The 21,783-nt window shown below is 65.4% G+C and carries 18 protein-coding genes; 9 read left to right on the top strand and 9 right to left on the bottom strand.

The features are described from left to right. Positions 1–116: 116 nt before the first annotated feature. A complete protein-coding gene (locus NCS00_RS17820; RefSeq protein WP_250440642.1) occupies positions 117–1,811 on the top strand; it encodes a methyl-accepting chemotaxis protein in 1,695 nt (564 codons plus the stop codon). 7 nt (positions 1,812–1,818) lie between these two features. On the opposite strand, the gene acuI is transcribed toward NCS00_RS17820, so the two are convergent. The 5 genes from acuI to NCS00_RS17795 all read right to left on the bottom strand — a co-directional run bounded on the left by acuI (position 1,819) and on the right by NCS00_RS17795 (position 5,083). Further along, entirely contained in the window at positions 1,819–2,814 is a 996-nt protein-coding gene (gene acuI / locus NCS00_RS17815) for an acrylyl-CoA reductase (NADPH) (RefSeq protein ID WP_175979391.1), read from the bottom strand. A gap of 64 nt (positions 2,815–2,878) precedes the next feature. Then, positions 2,879–3,316 carry a PRC-barrel domain containing protein gene (locus NCS00_RS17810; RefSeq protein ID WP_008353227.1) on the bottom strand — a complete coding sequence of 146 codons (438 nt, stop codon included), beginning with the start codon at positions 3,314–3,316 and terminating at the stop codon, positions 2,879–2,881. A gap of 161 nt (positions 3,317–3,477) precedes the next feature. Next, entirely contained in the window at positions 3,478–3,693 is a 216-nt protein-coding gene (locus tag NCS00_RS17805) for a hypervirulence associated TUDOR domain-containing protein (RefSeq protein WP_034471954.1), read from the bottom strand. A 54-nt stretch (positions 3,694–3,747) separates the two neighbouring features. Further along, positions 3,748–4,170 (bottom strand): DUF1810 domain-containing protein, encoded by a 423-nt coding sequence (locus NCS00_RS17800; protein ID WP_175979389.1) that lies wholly within the window; start codon positions 4,168–4,170, stop codon positions 3,748–3,750. Between the two features lie 10 nt (positions 4,171–4,180). Then, positions 4,181–5,083: an aldo/keto reductase gene (locus NCS00_RS17795; protein WP_250440641.1), complete on the bottom strand. Its 903-nt coding sequence runs from the start codon at positions 5,081–5,083 to the stop codon at positions 4,181–4,183. 279 nt (positions 5,084–5,362) lie between these two features. On the opposite strand from NCS00_RS17795, the gene NCS00_RS17790 reads away from it, so the two are divergent. Then, positions 5,363–6,628, top strand: coding sequence for a glycosyltransferase family 9 protein (locus NCS00_RS17790; protein ID WP_250440640.1), 1,266 nt, complete (start codon positions 5,363–5,365; stop codon positions 6,626–6,628). Here NCS00_RS17790 and NCS00_RS17785 read toward each other — a convergent pair. The 3 genes from NCS00_RS17785 to NCS00_RS17775 are packed head-to-tail and all read right to left on the bottom strand — an operon-like array spanning position 6,585 to position 9,971. After that, entirely contained in the window at positions 6,585–8,369 is a 1,785-nt protein-coding gene (locus NCS00_RS17785; protein WP_250440639.1) for a chloride channel protein, read from the bottom strand. The two genes, NCS00_RS17790 and NCS00_RS17785, sit on opposite strands and share 44 nt — an antisense overlap. A 17-nt stretch (positions 8,370–8,386) precedes the next feature. Continuing rightward, the gene (locus tag NCS00_RS17780; RefSeq protein ID WP_008353238.1) at positions 8,387–8,797 is read right to left on the bottom strand and encodes a MarR family winged helix-turn-helix transcriptional regulator; all 411 of its coding nucleotides are present in this window, start codon (positions 8,795–8,797) and stop codon (positions 8,387–8,389) included. Positions 8,798–8,816: 19 nt separating this feature from the next. Further along, positions 8,817–9,971, bottom strand: coding sequence for an HPP family protein (locus NCS00_RS17775; protein ID WP_250440638.1), 1,155 nt, complete (start codon positions 9,969–9,971; stop codon positions 8,817–8,819). 256 nt (positions 9,972–10,227) lie between these two features. On the opposite strand from NCS00_RS17775, the gene NCS00_RS17770 reads away from it, so the two are divergent. Then, positions 10,228–12,075 carry a DUF3857 domain-containing transglutaminase family protein gene (locus tag NCS00_RS17770; protein ID WP_502801588.1) on the top strand — a complete coding sequence of 616 codons (1,848 nt, stop codon included), beginning with the start codon at positions 10,228–10,230 and terminating at the stop codon, positions 12,073–12,075. A gap of 3 nt (positions 12,076–12,078) precedes the next feature. On the opposite strand, the gene NCS00_RS17765 is transcribed toward NCS00_RS17770, so the two are convergent. Further along, the gene (locus tag NCS00_RS17765; RefSeq protein ID WP_250440636.1) at positions 12,079–14,010 is read right to left on the bottom strand and encodes an SUMF1/EgtB/PvdO family nonheme iron enzyme; all 1,932 of its coding nucleotides are present in this window, start codon (positions 14,008–14,010) and stop codon (positions 12,079–12,081) included. A 318-nt stretch (positions 14,011–14,328) separates the two neighbouring features. On the opposite strand from NCS00_RS17765, the gene NCS00_RS17760 reads away from it, so the two are divergent. From NCS00_RS17760 to NCS00_RS17735, 6 genes are all read left to right on the top strand, one after another. Beyond that, positions 14,329–14,766: a DUF4399 domain-containing protein gene (locus NCS00_RS17760; protein ID WP_033537047.1), complete on the top strand. Its 438-nt coding sequence runs from the start codon at positions 14,329–14,331 to the stop codon at positions 14,764–14,766. Positions 14,767–14,793: 27 nt separating this feature from the next. Next, a complete protein-coding gene (locus tag NCS00_RS17755) occupies positions 14,794–15,252 on the top strand; it encodes a DUF4399 domain-containing protein (protein ID WP_250440635.1) in 459 nt (152 codons plus the stop codon). A 341-nt stretch (positions 15,253–15,593) separates the two neighbouring features. Continuing rightward, a complete protein-coding gene (locus tag NCS00_RS17750) occupies positions 15,594–15,893 on the top strand; it encodes a hypothetical protein (RefSeq protein ID WP_250440634.1) in 300 nt (99 codons plus the stop codon). A 315-nt stretch (positions 15,894–16,208) separates the two neighbouring features. Next, on the top strand, positions 16,209–17,621 hold the full coding sequence (locus tag NCS00_RS17745; protein WP_239294402.1) for an efflux transporter outer membrane subunit: 1,413 nt from the start codon (positions 16,209–16,211) through the stop codon (positions 17,619–17,621). A 251-nt stretch (positions 17,622–17,872) separates the two neighbouring features. Next, complete coding sequence (locus tag NCS00_RS17740) at positions 17,873–20,398, top strand: FHA domain-containing protein (protein WP_250440706.1); 2,526 nt, start codon at positions 17,873–17,875, stop codon at positions 20,396–20,398. Then, entirely contained in the window at positions 20,376–21,749 is a 1,374-nt protein-coding gene (locus NCS00_RS17735) for a beta-barrel domain-containing protein (RefSeq protein WP_008353252.1), read from the top strand. The genes NCS00_RS17740 and NCS00_RS17735 overlap by 23 nt, the downstream gene beginning before the upstream one ends. The last annotated feature ends 34 nt before the right edge of the window (positions 21,750–21,783 follow it).

Raw genomic sequence — 21,783 nt, 5'->3', positions numbered from 1 at the left:
TTTAGAGCGTCGCGCATCTTTTGCGCTCGATCGTTCGCTCGCGTAGCAGTATGCCGCGCGAAGCGATCACACGGACGCCGTATGTCCCCCGAACGGACCCTGAGAGAACCCTGAAAATGAACCTCAAGAACATCACGATCAAGAACAGGCTGATCGCTGGCTTCGGCATTCTGGCGGTGCTGGTCGTGCTGGTGGCAGGCATGTCGCTGCGCGCGCTGTCCGTCGCGACGGACGGCTTCGCGCACTATGTCAACGGCATCAACGCGCGCGCCGATGTCGCCGGTCAGATTCGCACGGCCGTCGACCGCCGCGCGATCGCCGCGCGCAATCTCGTGCTCGTCACGAAACCGTCCGATATCGAACTCGAGCAAGCCGAAGCCACGCGCGCCCACGAGGACGTGCAGGCGCGCCTGAAGCAACTCGACGACATGCTCGCCAGCGCGAGCGATACGAGCGACAAGGCGAAGAGTCTCGCCGCCGAAATGATGCGCGTGGAGGCGCTGTACGGTCCCGTCGCGACGAAGATCGCCGGGCTGGCGCTCGCGGGCAAGCACGAGGAAGCGGTGACGGCGCTCGACGACGAGTGCCGTCCGCTGCTCGCGCAACTCGTCAAGGCCACCGACGACTACGCGGCCTACACCGCGACGCGCCGCGAGGAAATCGTGCGCGCGGATCAGGCGAGCTATCGGACGCAGCGCAACGTGCTGATCGCGCTATGCGTGGTGGCGGCGCTCTTCGCGGTGATCGGCGGCGTGCTGGTCACGCGCTCGATCACGGCGCCGATCGGCGAGGCGGTCGGCATCGCGCAGACGGTGGCGCGCGGCGATCTGACGAGCCGCATCGTCGCGAATACGAAGGACGAAACGGGCGATTTGCTGCGCGCGCTCGCCACGATGAGCGCGCGCCTCACCGACATCGTGAGCCGCGTGCGCGAAAGCAGCGGCGCGGTCGGCGGCGCGGCAAAGGAGCTCGCGACCGGCAATACCGATCTGAGCCAGCGCACCGAAGAGCAGGCCGCTTCCCTGCAGGAGACGGCGGCGAGCATGGAAGAGCTCACGTCGACGGTGCGTCAGAACGCCGAGAACGCGCAGCAGGCGAGTTCGCTTGCATCGAACGCGTCGGATATCGCGAAGAAGGGCAGCGATGTCGTCGGCCGAGTCGTGAACACGATGAACGGCATCAGCGACAGCTCGGACAGGATCGCGGATATCACGGGCATCATCGAGGGCATCGCGTTCCAGACCAACATTCTCGCGCTCAACGCGGCCGTGGAAGCGGCGCGCGCGGGCGAGCAGGGCCGCGGTTTCGCGGTCGTCGCGAGCGAAGTGCGCAGCCTCGCGCAGCGTTCGTCGACGGCGGCGAAGGAAATCAAGGAACTGATCGCGGATTCGGTGGGCAAGGTGCGCGACGGCTCGCTGCTGGCAAGCGAAGCGGGCACGACGATGGCCGAAGTGACGCAGGCCGTCGCGCGCGTGACGGACATCATGCAGGAGATCGCGGCGGCGTCCGCGGAGCAGGGGCGCGGCATCGAGCAGGTGAATCTCGCGATCACGCAGATGGACGAGGTCACGCAGCAGAACGCCGCGCTCGTCGAAGAAGCCGCCGCCGCCGCGACGTCGCTCGAAGAGCAGGGGCGCAGGCTCAACGAGGCGGTCGCGTTCTTCACGGTGGAAGGCGCGACGGCTGCGATCACGCAGGCCGCGCCGCGCGTGGCGCACGCGCCGCGCACGCCGGTTGCGAAACCCGCGCCGCGCGTCGCTCAAGCGGCCGTGGCGCAGCCCGCCACCGCCGACGGCTGGAGCACGTTCTGACGCCGCTTCAGGCGTTCACGTCGACGATCACGCGCCCCTTCACCTCGCCGCGCAGCAGACGCGCGGCGACGTCGGGCGCATCGGCGAGCGGGATCGTCGTCGCGACGCTTTCGATGGTCGCGACCGGCACTTCATCGGCGATTGCCCGCCACGCCGCGATGCGCCGCTCGCGCGGCACGTAGACGCTGTCCACGCCGAGCAGCGCGACGCCGCGCAGGATGAACGGCGCGACCGACGCCGGCAGATCCATGCCTTGCGCGAGGCCGCACGCGGCGACTGCGCCGCCATAGCGCAGGCTCGCGCAGATGTTCGCGAGCGTGTGACTGCCGACGCAATCGACGGCCGCCGCCCAGCGCTCTTTCTGCAGCGGCTTGCCCGGCTCGGAAAGCGTCGCGCGCTCGACGATATCCGCCGCGCCCAGTTCGCGCAGCCGCGCGGCTTCCTCGGGACGGCCCGTCGACGCGATCACGCGATAGCCGCGCTTTGCCAGAATCGCGACCGCGAAGCTGCCGACGCCGCCGTTCGCGCCCGTCACGAGCACGTCGCCGTCCTGTGCGCCGATGCCGTGCTTTTCCAGCGCCTGCACGCAAAGCATCGCGGTATAGCCCGCGGTGCCGACGGCCATCGCCTGGCGCGTCGTGATGTTCGCGGGCAGCCCGATCAGATGAGCGGCGCTCACGCGCGCCTTCTGCGCGAGCCCGCCCCAATGCGTTTCGCCGGCGCCCCAGCCGTTCATCACGACTTTGTCGCCGGGCTTGTAATCCGGATGCGAACTCGTCTCGACGACACCCGCGAAGTCGATGCCCGGCACCATCGGCCAGGTGCGTACGACGGGCGCCTTGCCGGTGATCGCGAGTCCGTCCTTGTAGTTGAGCGTGGAGAAGTCGACGCGCACGAGCACGTCGCCGCCATCGCCGGATGAAGCGAGTCGGGCTTCGTCGATCGACTGAATGGACGCGACCGTGCGGTCGTCCTGTTTGTCGAGGATGAGGGCTTTGAACATCGGCTGGCTCCGGTTGAGTTCGGGCGAGGCGGCGCGCGGCCGCCCCGTCAGGCACTACGGCGAATCAATGATGCTCGAATTGCGCGCGCGGAATCGGCGTCGCCTTCACCTTGTTGTACTGGAACTCGGGCAGCGCCTTGATCGCCTCCTTGGTCGCGCCCGCGAGCACGAACTGGCCGTTTTTCACGTCCAGTTGCTCGATCGGAATCGCGACGTCGTGACGCGCCACGCCGAGGAACTTGTTAGCGGCGATGATCGCGAACGAAACGGACTTGTCGGGCGCGACGATGATGTCGTTGATGACGCCGACGCGTTGTCCCTGTTCGTTGACGACCGGCTTGTTCAACACGGATTTCTTGATGCTCCAGCCATCGATGATGGCGGTCGATACTTCGACGGATACGCCGAGCGGCTGCGTGCCTGCGACTTGGGCGAACGATGCCGTGGAAGTCAGGCCAAGTGCCGACGATGCAACGAGCAGTGCCACGAGTTTCGATTTCATTGGTTCGATTCCTCAAAGGATTGGGGCAATCCGGTTCAATTGAAATGCGCGATTCAAGCTTCCAGCGCGGTAGAAGTTTGAACGTTTATCGTGGTTTCTGCAGGAACGGTGTCAGGTGGCGTCGCGCGCACTGCAATAGTGCGAACGTGCGGTGCGCGCGGTCAATGCGAGATCCGCTTGAGCGCGTCGCCTTTGTGAACGGCGCGCTTGCCGCTCTTGTCGCTTTCGACTTCGAAATGCGGATCGTCGTGCGATGCGTTGACCGTGTGGCCGTCGAGCGTCGTGCGCTCGGTGACGATGCGCACGATGCGGCCCGTCGTTTCGCCTTGCGGCGTATTCCAGCGGACGTGATCGTGCAGCTTGAAGGATTGGCCCATGGCTTGCGCTCCCGGAAAAAGTGGACGTTTCCCGAAGCGCAACGGCCATGCCCGTCATGTCAGGCGGGAAAGCGTCGCCTCGTCGGACTGGCCGTCGAAATATCGGCGCAGCGCTTCTTCGAAGACGGCGGGATCGTCGGCGGCGTGCGCGAAAAGGGTCATCGACGAATGGAATTTCATGTCGTCCGGATAGCCGAAAATCTGCCCGGCAGTGCGTCCCTGCAGCCCGTTGACGATGCGCGTCAGCTCGACGAGCCGCGCGCCCAGCACGGGATGCGCGAGATAGGCGCGGGCTTCGTCGCGCGACGAAATCGCGTAGTGCTGCGCCATTGCGCTGTGCCCGAGGCCGACGATCTGAGGGAACACGAACCACATCCAGTGCGTGCGTTTGTGGCCGGCGGAAAGCTCGGCGCGCACGTCGTCGATGACGCTTTCCTGTGCGTCGACGAAACGCTGCAGGTCGTACGGATCGCTCATGCTCATCTCCTTACGCGACCGCATCGGCGATGCGCTTTCGCATCGCTTCATCGGGATAGTTGCCGATGCCCGCGCGCGCGTTATCGATCATGTATTCGCGGCGTCCGGTGCCGGGGATCACGCAGGTCACGGCCGGGTTGCCCAGCACGAACTTCAGCAGGAGCTGTGCCCACGACGTGCAGCCGATTTCCTGCGCGAAATCCGGCAGCGGCCGGTTGCGCAGGCCCGCGAGCAGCGATCCGCCGCCGAACGGCTGATTCACCATGACCGCGACGCCGCGCTCGGCGGCGAGCGGCAGAAGGCGCGCTTCGGCATCGCGGTCGTTGGCGGCGTAGTTGATCTGCACGAAATCGATGCGCTCCGAGCGCAGCACCGCCTCGACCTGCGCAAACGCGCTCGACGTGTAATGCGTGACGCCGATGTAGCGGACCTTGCCGGCGGCTTTCCAGTCGCGCAGCGTGGCGAGATGCGTGCGCCAGTCGAGCAGATTGTGAATCTGCATGAGATCGACGCGATCGGTCTGCCACAAGCGCAGCGATTGCTCCATCTGCGCGATGCCGGCCTCGCGTCCGTCGGTCCAGACTTTCGTCGCGATGAACGCTTTGTCGCGCGTATGCGATTGCGCGAGCAGCGCGCCCGCGACGGCTTCGGAGGAGCCGTACATCGGCGATGAATCGATTACCGAGCCGCCCGCGGCGAAAAGCGCGCGCAGGACCTCGGCGAGCTCGCGGCGGCGGGCGGGGTCGTCGCCGGCGTCGAAGGTGCGCCAGGTGCCGCAGCCGATGACGGGCAAAGGCTCTTTCGTCGACGGGATCGGGCGGGTGTGCATGGGTTGGGCTGCCTGTGCCGTGTCGAATGCCTGCGTGGCGAGCGCGGCGGCGGTCAGGCGGAGGAAAGCGCGGCGGTTGGGCATGGGCGGGGCGATGTCAGCGGGAGAGTTTGCATAGTAGAGAACATCGGGCGATCCGTTTCGAACGTTCGTCAGCGAACGCGCAATCCGACGCCGATGCTTTCATCGGCACAGCCCAGTGCCACCCACGATTCTTTCTCTCCCCGAAACGCCTTTTGACGCAAAGTGCCTTCCCCCATTGGGCCGATACATCTACCTTGGATTGACGCTTTTTTGCGCTCGCGATGCATCGGGGAACTAACATACCGCCTCCCGCCCGCAGCCTTCCTACAAAAAATCAGCATGGCCGATATCGACAACATACGAGACATGGCGCCGCTCGACCTCATCCGCACTTTGCGAGCAGCAGGACGCGCCGCCGAAGCCTGTGCGCTCGCCGCGCAACTCGCCGCGTCGGCGAACCCGGATTGCTGGCTTGCCCAACTCGGCGTCGACCTCAGCTTTCTCGGGATGCACGCGCAAGCCGAGAAATTCCTGAAGCTCGGACTCGAAGAGCCGCTTTCGCAGGCCAATCGATACGCGCTGACCGAAGAGCTATGCATGGTGCAGTTCGCCCTCGGCAGGTTTCACGAGGCGAACGAACGCTATCGCACGATCCGCGGCAGATCGTATGCCGAAGTCTTTCATCAACTCGTTCTCGAATCCGATCCCGATTGGGCCGGCGCGCTCCCGGACAAGCTGCTCGGCATGGACGAGTCCGTCGCGGGCAAGCGAATTTTCATTTCCGCGGAGGGCGGCTTCGGCGATTTCGTGCAGTTCTCGCGCTACATCGACGCGCTGCTGCGCGAAGGGGCGAGCATGATCGTCTCCGAGCAATTTTCGGGTTGGGAGGAAGTCTTCCGACAGAGCGAGCAGGTCAAGCTGTCGATGGCGACGCAAGAGCAGCGCGCGGCCGAACTCGCGTGCTGCGATCGCGTGACCTTCGGTTTCAGTCTCTACGCGCGCTATCAACGCTCGCCATACTTTCCGATGGAAAATCCCGCCGCGCGCATCGCCATCGATCCGGCCAAGCGTTTGTCCGATGACGCCAATGCGCTGTTGAACGTCGAAACGACGCGCCCGAAAATCGGCCTGATCTGGAGAAGCGCGAGCGGCGTGCGGCACGAACCGTATCGTTCGATGCCGCTTCAGCGGCTCGAATCCTTGCTGACGAATCAGGCTTGTCAGTTCTATTCGCTGCAAGTCGGCGAACTCGGCGACGACGAACGCGCGATCATGAACCGCCACGGCGTGACCGATATCGCGCCGCATCTCTCGACCTTCGGCGACACGGCCCGCGTGCTGGAGAAGCTCGATCTGCTCGTCACCATCGATACAGGCACGGGGCATCTCGCCGGCGCGCTGAATCGGCCGGTGCGGGTGTTGCTGTCGCGGGCCTGCGACAGCCGCTGGCTCGACTGTCAGCGCTTCACGCCGTGGTATCCGTCGATGCGGCTGTATCGTCAGACCGAACTGGGCGACTGGACGCAGCCGCTCGCCGATCTCTGCGCCGACCTCGCATCCTTCAGTGCTTCTTCAGCGCCGGCGCCGTCCGCCGAAAGCCCCTGAAGCGCTCGCGCCGATGTTCCTCGTCGAAGTGCGCGCGCGCGGGCTTCACGAGATCGCTGCGCGACACGATGCCGACGAGCCGCCGCGACGCCTCGTCCGCGACCACCGGCAGGCGCTCCAGTTCATGCACGGCGAGACGCGTCGCGGCAAGGCGGCACGGCTCGCCCGGCAGCGCGAACGCCGGCGCGCCGTGCTCCATGCGCTGCAAGGCATCGCCGATGCTGACGCCCGACTGCGCCACCGGCGACGCCCCGATCAACGTCCCGAGCGACGCCCGGTCCAGCATGCCGACGAGCACGCCGTCGCGCACCACCGGATACGCCCGATGCACCTGCTGCGGCCCGAAATGCTTCGCGAGCACGTCGGAAAGCGGCGTGGCGGCGTCGATCGTCAGCACGTCGCGCGTCATGACTTCATCGACGTGATGGCGCTCCAGCGGATCCACGCCGTATTCGCGATAGATGTGATAACCGCGCCGCGCGATCTTCTCGGTCATGATCGAGCGCTTCATGACGACGGTCGCGAAGCCGTGCGCGACGAGCGTCGCGGCGAGCAGCGGCAGGAGCGCGTTCGCATCGTGCGTGAGGCCGAAGGCGAAGACGATCGCGGTGAGCGGCGCGCCCAGCGTCGCGCCGAGCGTCGCGGCCATGCACACGAGCGGCCAGAGCGCGGTGTCGTGGCCGGGCAGGATCGCGCCGAGCGCGGTGCCGAGGCCCGCGCCGAGCATCAATAGCGGCGCGAGCACGCCGCCCGAGGTGCCCGAGGCCAGCGCGACGACCCAGATGATCGCCTTCACGGCGAGAATCGACAGCGCCACCTGAATCGCGATGTGCTGATGCAGCAGATCGCCGATCACGTCGTAGCCCACGCCGAGCGCGCGCGGCTCGAGATATCCGCCGATACCGACGATCACCGCGCCGAGCGCCGGCCACCACATCCAGTGAATCGGCAGCTTGTGGAACAGGTCTTCGAGCTTGTAGAGCGCAGCCGACAGCCCCGACGCCAGCGCGCCCGACAACAGCCCGGCCACGAGGCACGAAAGCAGCGAAATCATGTGCGGCGGCGGCGTTTGGAGCGGAAAGAGCGCGCCCGTACCGAACACCGCCGCGCGCGCGAAGCCCGCGACCGCGCAAGCGAGCGCGACCGGCAGAAAGCTGCGCGGCCGCCATTCGAATAGCAGCAGTTCGACCGCGAGCAGCACCGCCGCGACCGGCGTGCCGAACACGGCCGTCATGCCCGCCGCCGCGCCCGCGACCAAGAGCGTCTTGCGCTCCGCGGCGGTCACGTCGATGCATTGCGCGATCAGCGAGCCGAGCGCGCCGCCCGTCATGATGATCGGGCCTTCCGCGCCGAACGGCCCGCCGCTGCCGATCACGATCCCCGACGACAGCGGCTTCAGGATCGCCACCTTCGGCGACATGCGGCTCTTGCCGAACAGGATCGCCTCGATCGCCTCCGGAATGCCGTGTCCGCGAATCTTGTCCGAGCCGAAGCGCGCCATCATGCCGACGATCAGTCCGCCGATCACGGGAATGCCGATCACCCACGGCCCGAGCGTATTGAGCGCGGGCGAGTTGTCCTCGAGTGAAAGCGTGCCGAAGAAAAACAGGTTCGTGAACAGATGGATGAGCGCAAGGAGCACGACGGCCGCGAGCGTGGCGATGCCGCCGATGACGGCGGCGAGTCCGCATATCTTCAGCAGCCGGTCGTTGACCGAAAAGTCACGTTTGTGATGGTCCATGAAGGCGCTCCAGGAATTCAGAAATCGATCTGCGGCACGCGGAACGCGCCATCGAGAGACTTGATCTCCGCGCGATGCAGCGCGGCGAGGCGCGTGAGCACTTCTTCGCCGCGCGCTTCGAGATGCACTCGCACCTGACGGCGATCCTCTTCGCTCTGCGCGCGTCGCACGAGCCCGGCCGCCTCGCAGCGCGTGACCAGCGCCACCACGCCGTGATGATGCGATTGCAGCCGCTCCGCGAGTTCGCCGACCGTTGCCCATTCGCGCCCCGGATAGCCCTTGATGTGCAGGAGCAGCAGATATTGCAGCGGCGTGATGCCTTCGTTCTGCGCGGCCTGCTCGGAGAAGCGCTCGAAGCGCCGCATCTGATAGCGGAATTCGGACAGTTGCTCGAAGTCCGGCTTGTCGAGTTTGCGCGGAGTGTTCATCGGATTTCAGTGGACGCGCTCAGGCGGTCTTGCGCTCGCCCGCGAACGACTGTCGATAGAGGCCGGAGATCAGATCGGCTTCGGTGATCATGCCCGCGAGCTGATCGTGCGCGCCGACCACCGGAATGTGGTGATGCCCCAAGTGCGCGAACATCGGCACCAGATCGGCGATGGCGGTGCTCGTCTTCACGGTGCAGACGTCGGTTGTCATCAGCGAGGCGACGAGCGGCGGCGTCGTCGACGGGCCGCGCATCAGCCGCTCGATCGCCTGCTGCGCGCGTTGCCCGATGCCGTCGCGGCGCACCGGCGCCAGGTCCGCGCGCGTGACGATGCCGCACACGCGTCGCGTCGCGTCGATCACCGGCAGCGCCTTCACCTGATGCCTGTCGATGAGCGCGAGCGCCGCCTGCGCGCTCGTCTCGGGCGTCACGGAGACGATCGCGCGCGACATGATGTCGGCGCACGTGAACTCCGTGAACCGGCGCGCGTAGGCCTGCAACTGCGCTTCGCGAAGCAGCGCTTCGAGATCGTCCGGATCGACGTCGAGCAATTCGCTGCGGCGCGACAGCACGGCCTGCAGGTCGGCGCGCGTGAACGAGTCGGCGCCGGGCGGCGCGACCGCGGGTTTCGGCGCGGCGTGGCCGTGCGGATAGCGATGCCCGGTGAGCGCGTGAAATGCGATCGCCGACACGAGCAGCGCCGCCGACTGGATCGCCACCGGCGCGAACACGAAGCCATAGCCGAGCGCGTGAATCGACGGCCCGCCGAGCACGGCGGTCAGCGCGACCGCGCCCGAAGGCGGATGCACGCAGCGCAGCGCGAACATCGTGCAGATCGCGAGACAGATGGCGAGCGCGGCAGCGTCGACGGGATCGTGAACGAACATCGCGCAGCTGACGCCGACCGTCGCCGACACGATGTTCCCGCCGATGATCGACCACGGCTGCGCGAGCGGACTCGCGGGCACGGCGAAGAGCAGCACGGCGGACGCGCCCATCGGCGCGATGAGATACGGAATCGCGGATGCATCGCCGATCAGCAGATGCGCCAGCCCGCCCGTCAGCGCAATGCCGATCAGCGCGCCAAGCCCCGCGCGCAATCGCTCGGTCCAGCGCAGCGTGACCGGAGCGGGAAGAAAGCCTTGGAGCCAGCGAAGCAATGCGATACGCGTCACTTTTCAGCGTTCCGGGAAGAGTCAGTGGAAGGTCACACTGGCTGGCCGGATCGAGGGCGCGAAAAGCAAGCGTGCGACAATCGTGAAATTGTATCGCAATATGATACAAATTGTCGCGCGCTTCGATTCGTCCCAGGATTCGTCGCACTTTTGATCCGGTTGAACGGGCGTGCGCGGCCGCCATGTCCTCCTGTACGATGAATTTTCCCTTGCGCGGCGCGGACACTTCGACATGGCACGTCGCAACATTTCCCGGATGGCGTGCTACATCGCGTTCGCGTGCGCGTGGCCGTGCGCGGCGGTCGCGGCGGACGAAGACCCGTCGACGATCGTCAGCGACGTTCACGAGTTCGTCGTCGCGAGCGACGGCTCGCTCACCGAAGACGACATCACCGTGCTGCGCGCGAACACGTCGGCGGGCGTCGACGAAATCGCGCAGCGCTACGTCTGGTATGACAAGAGCGTGTCGAAGGTGGAGATCGTCGAGGCCTATTCGATCGATGCGAGCGGCGCGCGCCACGACGTCTCGCCGGATCAGATCCGCGACGTTCAGGAGCCGCGCTCGGCGGGCGCGCCGACGTTTCAGGACGCGAAACTGCGCGCGGTGATCTTTCCGGCGATGGGCATCGGCTCGACCGTGCATCTGCGTTTTCGCAAGAGCCAGGCGGCGGCGGTCATTCCCGGGCAATTCAACTATTACGTCGATCCGGGGCAGCGGCCCGTCGTGCAGCAGACGCTCGTCTTCGATCTGCCCGCCGACAAGCCGCTTTATGCCGATGCGCGCGGCTATGTCGCCGAGCCGCCCGTCACGGCGAACGGGCGCACGCGTTACGCGTTCACGTACCGGCACGATCGTTTCGCGCGCATCGAAAGCGGCTCCGTGGGCTATGCGCAATACGGCGATCGGCTGATGGTCACGACCTTTCCCGATTACGCGAGCTTCGCGAAGGCCTACCGCGACGCCGCCGTCGATCCGGGCGCGACCGATCCCGCAATCCGCGCGCTCGCGCAATCGCTCACGCAAAACGCCGCCGACGACCGCGCCAAAGCCAAAACGCTCTACGACTGGGTGCGTCACCATATCCGCTACGTCGCGATGTTCATCGGGCAGAGTCCGGCCGTGCCGCATCGCGTGACGGACGTGCTCGCGAATCGCTACGGCGATTGCAAGGATCACGTCGCGCTCTACGGCGCGCTGCTCGATGCCGTCGGCATTCGCAACGAGCCCGCGCTCATCGGGCTCGGTTCGGTCTATACGCTGCCGTCGGTGCCCGGTTACGGATCGGGCGCGATCAACCACATCGTCACCTGGCTGCCGGATCTGAACGTGTTCGCGGACAGCACGGCGGCGAGCGTCGAATTCGGCTTTCTGCCGCTCGCCGACATGGACCGGCCCGCGCTGCTCGTGAATACCGGCGCGCTGGCCCGCACGCCCGCGACGCAGCCGCTCGCGCGCACGGCACGCCTGCAGATCGAGGTCGCGGACAAGGGCGAGGCGAACTTCGCCTACTGGGTCGAGGACGCGGGATGGAGCGCGGAAATCGAGCGGATCAACCTGCGTCTCGCGAATGCGCAACGGCGCGACCAGATCGCGGCGGACCGGCTCCGTTACACGAATCTGCGCGGCGCGGGCGCGTTGACGACGAGCGACGTCGATGCAACCGGCGGCCCGTTCGCGACGACGCTGCGCGGCACGCTCGACGACATCGTCTGGCCGACGGGCACGACGGCATTGCCCGCGCTGTCGAGCCTGTCGGGCGGCATCGCGACGGCGGTGCGCAACTGGCTCGCCGAGCGCACGCGCACGCAGCCGTATCTGTGCATCGGCGGCACGTTCGACGAAACCGCGCAGATCACGCTGCCGAAGACGACGCACGTCGCCGAAGTGCCCGACGATCTCGATCTGACAAGCGATGTTTTTCGTTATCGCGCGCGCTATGTATTCGATCCGTCGACCAACGTGATCCAGATATCGCGCACGCTCGACGCCCGCTTCGGCAAGCAAGTCTGCACGCCCGACGATTTTCGGGCGGCGCTGCCGCTGCTCAAGAAAATCGAGCGGGACACGCAGGCGCAGATCATCCTGAAAGCGCTGGGCGGATGAACCTCACTCCATGTCCCGCGCGACGCGAAAGCCGTTCTGCGATTGCCGCACGCTCGAGCTGTACTTGAAGCGCGTCGCCGACTGCATGTAGGCCGCGCCTTCGCGCCACGAGCCGCCGCGAATCACGCGCACGCTGCACGACGGATCGTCCCAGGCGCGGCCATCGGCGGGCGCGTTCTTGTAGGAACTGTGCCAGCAGTCGGCGACCCATTCCCAGACGCTGCCGTTCATGTCGTAGAGGCCGTACGGGTTCGCGGCGAACGATCCGACCGGCGTCGGCGCTTCGGGCTTGTACGGATCGCCGCAATCCTTGCAGTCGGCGGTGCCTTTTTTCATCTGATCGCCCCACCAGTACGTCGATTGCGTGCCGCCGCGCGCGGCGTATTCCCATTCCGCTTCCGTCGGCAAGCGATACGGCTTGCCGCCCACCTTGCTCAGCCATTTGACGTAGACCTGCGCGTCGTCCCAGCTCACGTTGCGCATCGGCGCGTTGCCGGGCGGCGTCGATTCGCCTTCGGGCGCGACGCGCGTGCATGCGCCCGCATCGGCGCAGGCGTTCCATTGCTCGACGGTGACTTCGTATTTGCCGATGGCGAACGCACGCCCGACCGACACGCGATGCGGCGGCTTCTCGGCGGGATCGTCGTTGTTGCTGCCCATCGTGAAGCTGCCCGCGGCGATCGGGATCAGCACAGGGCACGCCGGGCAATCCTTGATCTCGCCGCCGCTCGCCGTCTTGGCGGCCGGTTTGGTGGTCACGGCGGCGGGCGGCGCGGCAGGCGCTGCCGCCGTGCTCGGGCGCGGTTTTTCAGGCGCGGCAGCGGTAGCCGGCGCGGACGGCGCGGGCGTCGGCTTCGGCGCGGGTGCGGGTGCGGCCGGTGCGGCGGTCGCGGCAGGTGGCGCGGAAGCGGCGGGCTTTGCATTTCCGGCTGCGCGCAAACGCTCGATGCGCGCCTTCGCGAGCGCCGCGAATCGGCCGTTCGGATAAGCCTTCAAATAGGCTTCGTAATCGCTCGGATAGGTGCTGTCCTTGATCGAATCCCAGAACGTCAGTTCGTACTGCTCGTTGCTGTCTTTCGGCAGAATGCCGCGCGTGCGGACGATGCTGGCGGATTCGGCAGGCACGATGGCGGTCGCGTCCGCTATACGCATGTTCGACGTCGTATCGGCGATGGCGAAGCCGTCATCGAGCGTCGACGCGATCCACGGCCGCTGCGCGCCATGCGATGCCCGCGCGACATCCGATGCCGCCGCAGCGAACGCCGCCGGCGTCACCGATGACCGCGCGCCCAACGCGTGCAGCAACGCCGCGGTATAGCGCCCGTTGCGCGCGTCTTCGGATGCGGCATCGCCCGGCGCAGCCGCATACGCGACGAGCGTGCGCGGCGGCAGCGTCCACGTCCGCGCGCGCGTTGTCTCGAAGGGATCGGTGAGACACATGTCGAGCACGACGATGTTCGCCGCGTCCGGCCGCGCCCGCGTGATGCGCTCGACGATGTCCCGCGCGGAAATCGCATCGCGCACGAGCGTCGCGGGGCGTTGCTCGCGCGCGTCGAGCGGCACGAGCAACGCATCGCCGCCCGCCTGCAATCCGTGGCCGGCGAAATAGACGAGCGCCGTATCGTCGGGGCCGAGGCGCGCGGCGAACGCATCGAGTGCCTGGCGCATCGCGGCTTCGTCGAGATTCGTGCGGCGCGTGACGTCGAAACCGAGCGCGTTCAGCGCGATGCTCATGTCGTCGGCATCGCGCGATGCGCTCGCGAGCGGCCGATCGAGATAGTCGGCATTGCCGATCACGAGCGCGAGATGACGGGGCGCGTGTGCGATCGTCGAGATCGGGGAAGAGGGCGGCGCTGTGACCGATGCCGCGTTCGCTGATACGAGCGTCTGGCCGATCGTCAGGACAACGCTCGCGATAAGAAGAGTTCGCCACATGTTCACACCCTGTCCGTCCGGCTTTGAGTGGAGGGCATCGCACTGCATTCGCGTGCGGTGCCAACGCTTCGGGTACGGCATCAACAACGATAGCACGCGCTCAGACGCCGCTTAATCCCCTGAAAGGAGGTATCCGTCATGAGGTTAATCAGGCCCCCCGCGTGACCGTATCTTTTTTAAACGTTACGTCCTAATCTAAAAACCAGCGACGCAGCATCAGGTAATCCGCATCGCGCTCGAGCACGAGCGTTCGTCCGTGCCCGGAGCGATTTCCCTGGCCCATCCGCGAGGCCTTTCAACGAGAGAGGCGTGCATAACATGCTGAGAAGAACCGTGCTTGGCGCGCTGGCTTCCCTGGCCGCATTGGCCGCCGATTCGTCGTTTTCCGCCGCGCGTGCCCGCACGCCCGCGCCGCCGAACGCCGAGGCGTACATCATCTGGCCGCCGGACGGCGCCGTGATCACGGGCGGCAAGCTTTGGGTGCGCATGGGCTTGCGCAACATGGGCGTATGTCCGAAGGGCGTCGATCTGCCGAACGTGGGGCATCACCATCTGCTCGTCGATACCGATCTGCCGCCGCTCGATCAGGAGATCCCGTCCGATCGCAATCACCTGCATTACGGCGCGGGCGAAACCGATGCTCGCCTCGAATTGCCGCCGGGCAAGCACACCTTGCAGTTGCTGATGGGCGACTACAACCACGTTCCGCACGACCCGCCGGTGTATTCGAAGAAGATCACGATCATCGTGAAATGAGCTGTGCACTTGCCGAGGGCACATGACATGAAAAAACGATCCGCTGATGCGCTCGCGCTGCCGCGTTCGCTCCTCGTCGCCGCCACGCTCGCGACGGCGTTCGCCGCGTCTCATGCGCTCGCCGGGACGACGCCCGCGCCGGCCAACGCGTATGCGTACATCGGCTTTCCGAACGATGGCCAGACCGTGCCCGCGGGCAAGCCGTTCCGCGTCTGGTTCGGGCTGCGTTTCATGGGCGTCGCGCCGCGCGGCGTGAAGTTTCCGAACACGGGGCATCATCATTTGCTGATCGATGTGGACCTGCCGCCGATGGATCAGGAGATTCCATCGGATCGCAATCATCTGCACTACGGCGCCGGCGAAACCGAAACGATGATCGAACTGCCGCCGGGCAAGCACACGCTTCAGCTTTTGATGGGCGATGACAAGCACATACCGCATAACCCGCCCGTCTATTCCCGAAAGATCACGATCTACGTCAAGTAAGTCCGGGCGCCGCGTGATGCATCGAGCGGCGCCTTTCCCGGTTGCTTTCATCCAACTCGTATCCGCGTGCGTATCGCGGAGGGGATCGTTCGTCCCCTGCAAATCGCACGGGTGTTGCCGGGCAACAGACAGTGAAGATCGGAAGTGTCGGGCGGGCAGCATCATCGGCTTAGAAGGACAGATGCAGCGTAAATCGGCGCAGCCGATATGCAGCGCGGCGCGCAGAGAAAAACGCATGACGCATGACGCGATTGGCACAGCCTGTGCATTGAATGGCGGCGAGCAGACAAGTTGCTCCGAGCCACCACCGAATGCGCGACGCGCACCCAAGGAGAGCGGAAATGAAGACGCTGACCATCAAGGACCTTCCCGTCACCGAAGATCTCGACACGCGTGCGATGTCGGCGGTGCGCGGCGGCTCCGCGGTCCTGTTTCCCGGCTTCATCTCGATGAACGGCACGACGCTCTCGATGCCGTTCAATCCGCAGCAGATCATCAATCAGACGCAGACGACGTTCAATCAGAACGGCAGCAACATCGCCTTCGCCGAAGCGCTGAAGTCGCAGTCGACGGTCACGCCGACGCAGAGCGCGAAGAACATCGCCAACGTGAACCTCGGCATCGCGGGCGATCTCGCATAAGCGAAACGTCGCGAGGAATGAACCGCATATCGGTGCGGTAAGCATCGAGGTAGTCGCAGCAAAGGCGGGGCGCGGGGAGCTTCGCCGTAACACCGCCCTCAGCATCGGGCGTAGTGGTTCGCGCGCGGGTCGCATCCGTCGCCGGACCGCGTCACGACGACGCGCGACGTGCCTCAAGAGCACGCGCGCGCAACGTGACTTAACCCGTATGGAGTCGCGGCGCGCCGTGTGATTTACTTGAATGACCGGACGGCCGGCGCCGTGCTTCTCACCCATGAAACTGACCGTCGGTGCGCGTTCACCGGGAGCGAGATCGTGCGAGCCTTGTTGCCATCGTTAGGGCTGGTTGCAGCCGCGCTGCTTTCGGGCTGCATCGACGTGACGCCGCCGACGTATCAGCGGCCCGACACGCCCGAGAAAACCGCCTTCACGAAGACCGACGCAGCGAAGGTCGCCGCATCCGACACGATCCGGCCCGACTGGTGGAAGCAGTTCAACGACCCGTATCTCGACTCGCTGGTTGAAAAGGCCATCAGCGGCAACTTCGACATCAAGGTGCTGGCCGCGCGCATCCAGGTGGCGGGCGCGCAGATCGGCGAGGCGCGCGCGGGCGCGTTGCCGTCGATGGATCTCGGCGCGGGCGCGAGCTTCGAGAAGACGACCGGCCAGCAGTTCTCGAAGCAGTACAACCTGGCGACGCAGGTGAGCTGGGACATCGATATCTGGGGCTCGGTGGAGAAGGGCGTGCAGGCGCAGAAAGCCGAATTCCGCGCGACCGAGGCCGACTGGCGCGCCGGTTATCTCGAACTCGTCGCACTCGTCTCGACGACGTACTTCCAGATTCTCCAGTTCGACGATCAGATCGATCAGCAGAAGCAGACCATCGCGACCAACCAGCAGATCCTGACGATCTTCGAAGGCATGCAGAAGAACGGCCTCGTGCCGAAGACGCAGGTGCTCACGCAGCGCGCCGAACTCAACCGGCTGACGCGCGAGTTGCTGGAGTTGCGCCGCTCGCGCGATCTCGCGAACAACGCGCTCTCGACGCTGATGGGCGTGCCGGCAGGCGAGTTCCGGATGCCCGACGGCAAGCTGCAAAAGCGTGTGCAGATTCCGCCGGTGCCGGAGGGATTGCCATCGCAGTTGCTCGCGCGTCGCCCCGATCTGATCGCGGCCGAATATCGCGTGCTCGAAGCGTATGACCTCGTCGGCCAGGCAAAGCTCGCGCAACTGCCGACCATCAACCTGACTGGACGCGCGGGCACTGCAAGCTTTCAACTGACCGATCTCCTGAAGATCTTCACGCTGAGTTTCGTGCCGAGCATCAATATCCCGATTCTCGATCCGTCCGTGCGCGCTCACGTCAAGACGACCGAGGCGCAGACGACGGTGGCCGAACAGCAATATCGCAGCACGGTGATGAACGCGTTCGAAGAAGTGGAGAACGCGCTGGTCAATCTCGATTCGCATACGAAGCAGCGCGTCGAGCTGCAACAGGAAGTGGACCAGTTGACGATCGTCGCCGCGCAGATCGACGCGCAACTGAAAGAGGGCGTGATCTCGCAGCTTCAGGTGTTCGAGACGGAGCGCACGCTGCTCGCGGCGCAACTCGCGCTGCTCGCGAACCATCAGCAAATTCTGTCGGACACGGTGACGCTTTATAAGGCGCTCGGCGGCGGCTGGCCGACCGTCGATGTACAAAGCGCAAGCAAGGACGGATTGAAGTGAAGCACTCCATGAATAATGTGCACCAAATTAATAATATGAATTGCTAACGATCGTGCCGAATCGCTCATGGATGGCGTGATGCAGCGCTGCAGCACGATTGACTACGACGATGCGTGACTTAAACTCTCAACAGCCGCCGGCTGCAAATGACTTCGATTACGGCGCGGTCCAACTTGTCCATGCGCCCGACGTTGCCGGGCAATCCTCTGGCGCGTCGGCGGCAGCGGCTGGACGTACCTCGTGACATGGACATGGCTCAAGGCTTTTCCGTGGCGGATCCGCAGCCGAGCGTGGGCGAGGCGTTCGACGTCGTCCTGAAGCCCGCGCCGCATGGCGAGCTTGCGCGCGAGCTGGCGGAGAGACTCACGGAGATCCGTATCGACGAAAATCTCTTCGCTATCGGCCGCGCCGAAGCGCCGTTCGATACGAGTCCGCCCGAAGCCGTGGCGCAGCTCTCGCGCCGTCATGCGCGCATCTTCATCGAGCACGGGTTCGTCTATATCGCCGATCTCGCCAGCAAGAACGGCACGGCCGTAAATGGCACGCCCGTGCGCGAGACGCCCGCGCGCGTGCGAAGCGGCGATGTCATTTCGTTCGGCAGCAAGCTGTCGTATCGCGTGCAGTTCGCGCCGCGCGCGCGGCGTCCGAATGCGCCGAAACCAATCGGCCTCACGCTTACGCCGCAGCGCGACGATCTCGGTCTTCGGCCGATCGAACTCGCGCAGTTTCCGTTTCTCGTCAGCAAGACCGACGACACGTTTTCGCGTTATCGCGATGAGTATCCGCATCAGGTCAATTACGTGTCACGGCGCCACGCGCATGTGTTCATCAAGAGCGGCGCGCCGTTCGTCGAAGACCTCGGCAGCACCAATGGCACGTTCGTGAACGGCGAGCGGCTCGGCGCGTCGGCGGTCGAACTGAAGAACGGCGATACCGTCGCGTTCGGCGGAACGCACTTCGCGTACGTGGTGCATCTGCACGGCGACGAAAGCGAATCGACGCTCACGGAAATCGTCGCGCAGGTCGCCGCGCCATCGCACGACGACGAATCCGACAGCGACAAGACGACCTTCGTCGGCTCGGCGCATTCGTTTCTCGACATCTTCTGCGTCGATCAGGCCGCGGCGCGCGAGGATGAAGTCAACGAAGAGGCGCAGCCGACACCCGCCGAGGAAAAGCGCCCGGACGCGCGCGCCGCGAAGCGCAGCAAGTTCGGGCTCTTCGTGTCGGAGTTGCGCCGTGTGCTCGCGAACGACGATGCGCGCGCCGCGCGCCGCACGCGCATCATCGTGGCGTGCGTGCTGACGGCGCTCGTTGCAGTCGGCGCCGCGCTTTTCTATAGCGGTTCGAACGAGCGTGAGGCCAAATCGCTGATGGAGCACGGCGAGTACGCCGAGGCCGCGGCCGTCACGAACGAATATCTGAAGACGCATCCGAAGGACGCGCCGTTCACGTCGATGAACACCGAGGCCGTGCTCAAGTCGAACGTGCCGCGCTGGCTTGCTGCACTGAAAAAGGGCGATTTCGCGAACGCGGACGCGATCATCGCGCAGATGCGTTCGCTCAGCGAGCACAACGCAGACGTGCATTCGCTTATCGACGAACTCGAATGGATCGGCAAGCTGGAAAGTTTTGTGATGAGCCGTGGCGGCGCCGAAGCGCCGATCCGCATGTACGGCGACGAGCCGCGCATCGGCGCAATCCTGAAGCATTGGGAAGCGGACGCGGCGGGACATCAGCGCGATCTGGACCGCATCGCGGGCTATGTGCCCGAGTTCCGCGATCCGTATGCGCTCGCGCTGAGTCATCTGCGCAAGCTGCAAAGCGACGATTCGGTGTATCTCGCGGCCATCGAGAGGCTCGATGCCAGCATCGCGAAGAATCTCGGCCAGGACGATCCCGATGCGATCGGTGCGGCGTTGAAGGAATATGCGGACAAGTATCCGCGGCTCGCGGGTCTCGATCGCGTGCGCGCCGATCTCGATGCCTACGCGGGCTTGCGACGCAGCATCAACGGTGCGAGCCTCGCGCCGCTCGCGGGTTCGGTCAGCAAGGCCCATTTCTCGACGCCGCCGTTCCAGGAAAAATTTCGGCAGATGACCGCGAGCCAGTTGCCGCCGCCCGACGTGCTCGCGCAATACACGAGCGTCGCGGATGCATGGAATCGCGGACAGAGCGCGCAGGCGATCGACGCGCTGCAAAAGCTGCCTCAAGGCTCGTGGACGCAGACCGTGCAGAAGGAACTCGCGCACAAGAAAGCCGTGGCCGCGCAGTTCGCCGAGCTGCAAAAGGCGCGCGGCTCGAAGGGCTACGAAGACGCGCTGCTGTCGTTCTACGAGACGCTCGATCTCGAGAGCGACGCGTTCTACGCGAAAGCCGTCGCGCCCGAATTCACCGCGTTGAAGGACAGGGCGACGGCCCGCGCGCAAGCGTTGATGACGCAGGCGCAAACGTCGTGGCAGCAGTATCGGACGAACGGCGGCATCGGCGGATCGCAGCGGCTCGAATCGGGCGTGTCGGATGTGTTCCGGACGCAGGCACGGCTGCTGTCCGACGCGGAAGACGCGGCCACGCGCGGCATGCGTATTTTCCGGCAGGTGAAGGCGGACAGCGCGACGGCGAAGTGGACCGCGCTCGCCAATGAGATCGACACCGAAGCGGATCTGCAACGGCGTTCGCTGCAGGATCTGCGGATGGTGCTCGAACCGGGGCTTCTCAATACCAAGCTGAGTCTGATCGGCGGAGGCACGAGCAGTGAAGAGAGACGCACACCTTAAGCCGCTGTCGGAGGCGCTAGGCGAACACGGCGCCGAAGGCATCGCGATTCTCACGGCGGAGCCCGCGCGGCTCACGCAGGGCCTTGTCTTCGCGATGGTGGCGCTCGTCGCGTCGGCGCTCGTGTGGTCGTTTGTCGGCCATGCGGACGTGATGGTGACGGCGCAAGGCACGCTCGCGCCGGAATCGGAAGTGCGGCGTTTCTATGCGCCGATCGACGGCGAGCTCGCCGATCTCTATATCGCCGAAGGGCAGCCCGTGCGCAAGGACGATGTCGTCGCGCGCCTGAATGCGCGCGGTGCGATCGAAGCGGCGACCAATGCGCTCGAAGCGCAGCTCAAGCTCGACGATGCCGAGCGTGAATGGAAGCAGTTCCCCGAAAAGAAGCTGCTGATGGAGCGCAAGATCGCCGCGCTCAAGGATCAGATGGATGTGGAAGAGCATCAACATCAGCAGCGCGTGGCCGAAGGCACGAGCAAGCTCGCGGAAGGTCAGAAGGCGCAGTTGCAGGAAGCACGCAGCACGCTCGAAAACGCGCGCCGCGCCCGCGATGCCGCGAAGGTCGAACTCGACCGCTTTCAGCGTCTGCTCGCGTTGCCGGGCGGCGGCGGCATTGCGGAAGCGCAGGTCGATCAGAAACGCAATGCCTATCTCGAAGCGGACGGCGCGTATCGCGTCGAGCAATCGCGGCTCGCGGAACTCGACTTCCGTCTGAGTCACGATTTCACGCAGGCCAAGCGTCAACTGGAAACGAGCGGTCAGGAAGCGACGAGCCTGCGTCTGCAATACGAAGCCGCGATGCGCGAAGTCGCGAGCACCGAAGACAAGTTGCGTTTGCAACTACAGACCGCGCGCCTCGTCGCGGATGCGGCCGCGCGCATCAAGTTCGAGAACATCGACAAGGACAATTTCCTGTTGATTCTCGCGCCGGTGTCCGGCGTGGTGACGGACGTGACATCGACGCAGCCCGGCGACAAGATACAGGCGAACACGCCGCTCGGCGGCATCGCGCCGGCCAATGCGAAGCCGGTGCTCAAGATCGAGATCGCCGAGCACGACCGCGCGTTTCTGCGCGAAGGGCAGCGCGTGAAGCTCAAGTTCAATGCGTTTCCTTATCAGCGCTATGGCGTGATCGAGGGCACGCTCGCGTTCATTTCGCCCGCGACCAAGCCGAGCCCGACGAGCAAGCAACCCGTCTACGAAGGACGCGTGACGCTCGATCGCGATTCCTATCAGATCGCGGACACGAAGTATCCGCTGCGTTACGGCATGACGGCGACCGCTGAGATCGTCGTGCGCGAGCGGCGCCTCATCGATCTCGGGCTGGATCCGTTCCGCAATGTAGCGGGATAAATATGGGGGGTTACACGGGCGCCGCAACGCGAAC

It is taken from the genome of Caballeronia sp. AZ1_KS37, from assembly GCF_023631165.1.
Lineage (GTDB): Bacteria > Pseudomonadota > Gammaproteobacteria > Burkholderiales > Burkholderiaceae > Caballeronia > Caballeronia zhejiangensis.
This window is presented reverse-complemented; position numbering and strand designations above follow the sequence as displayed.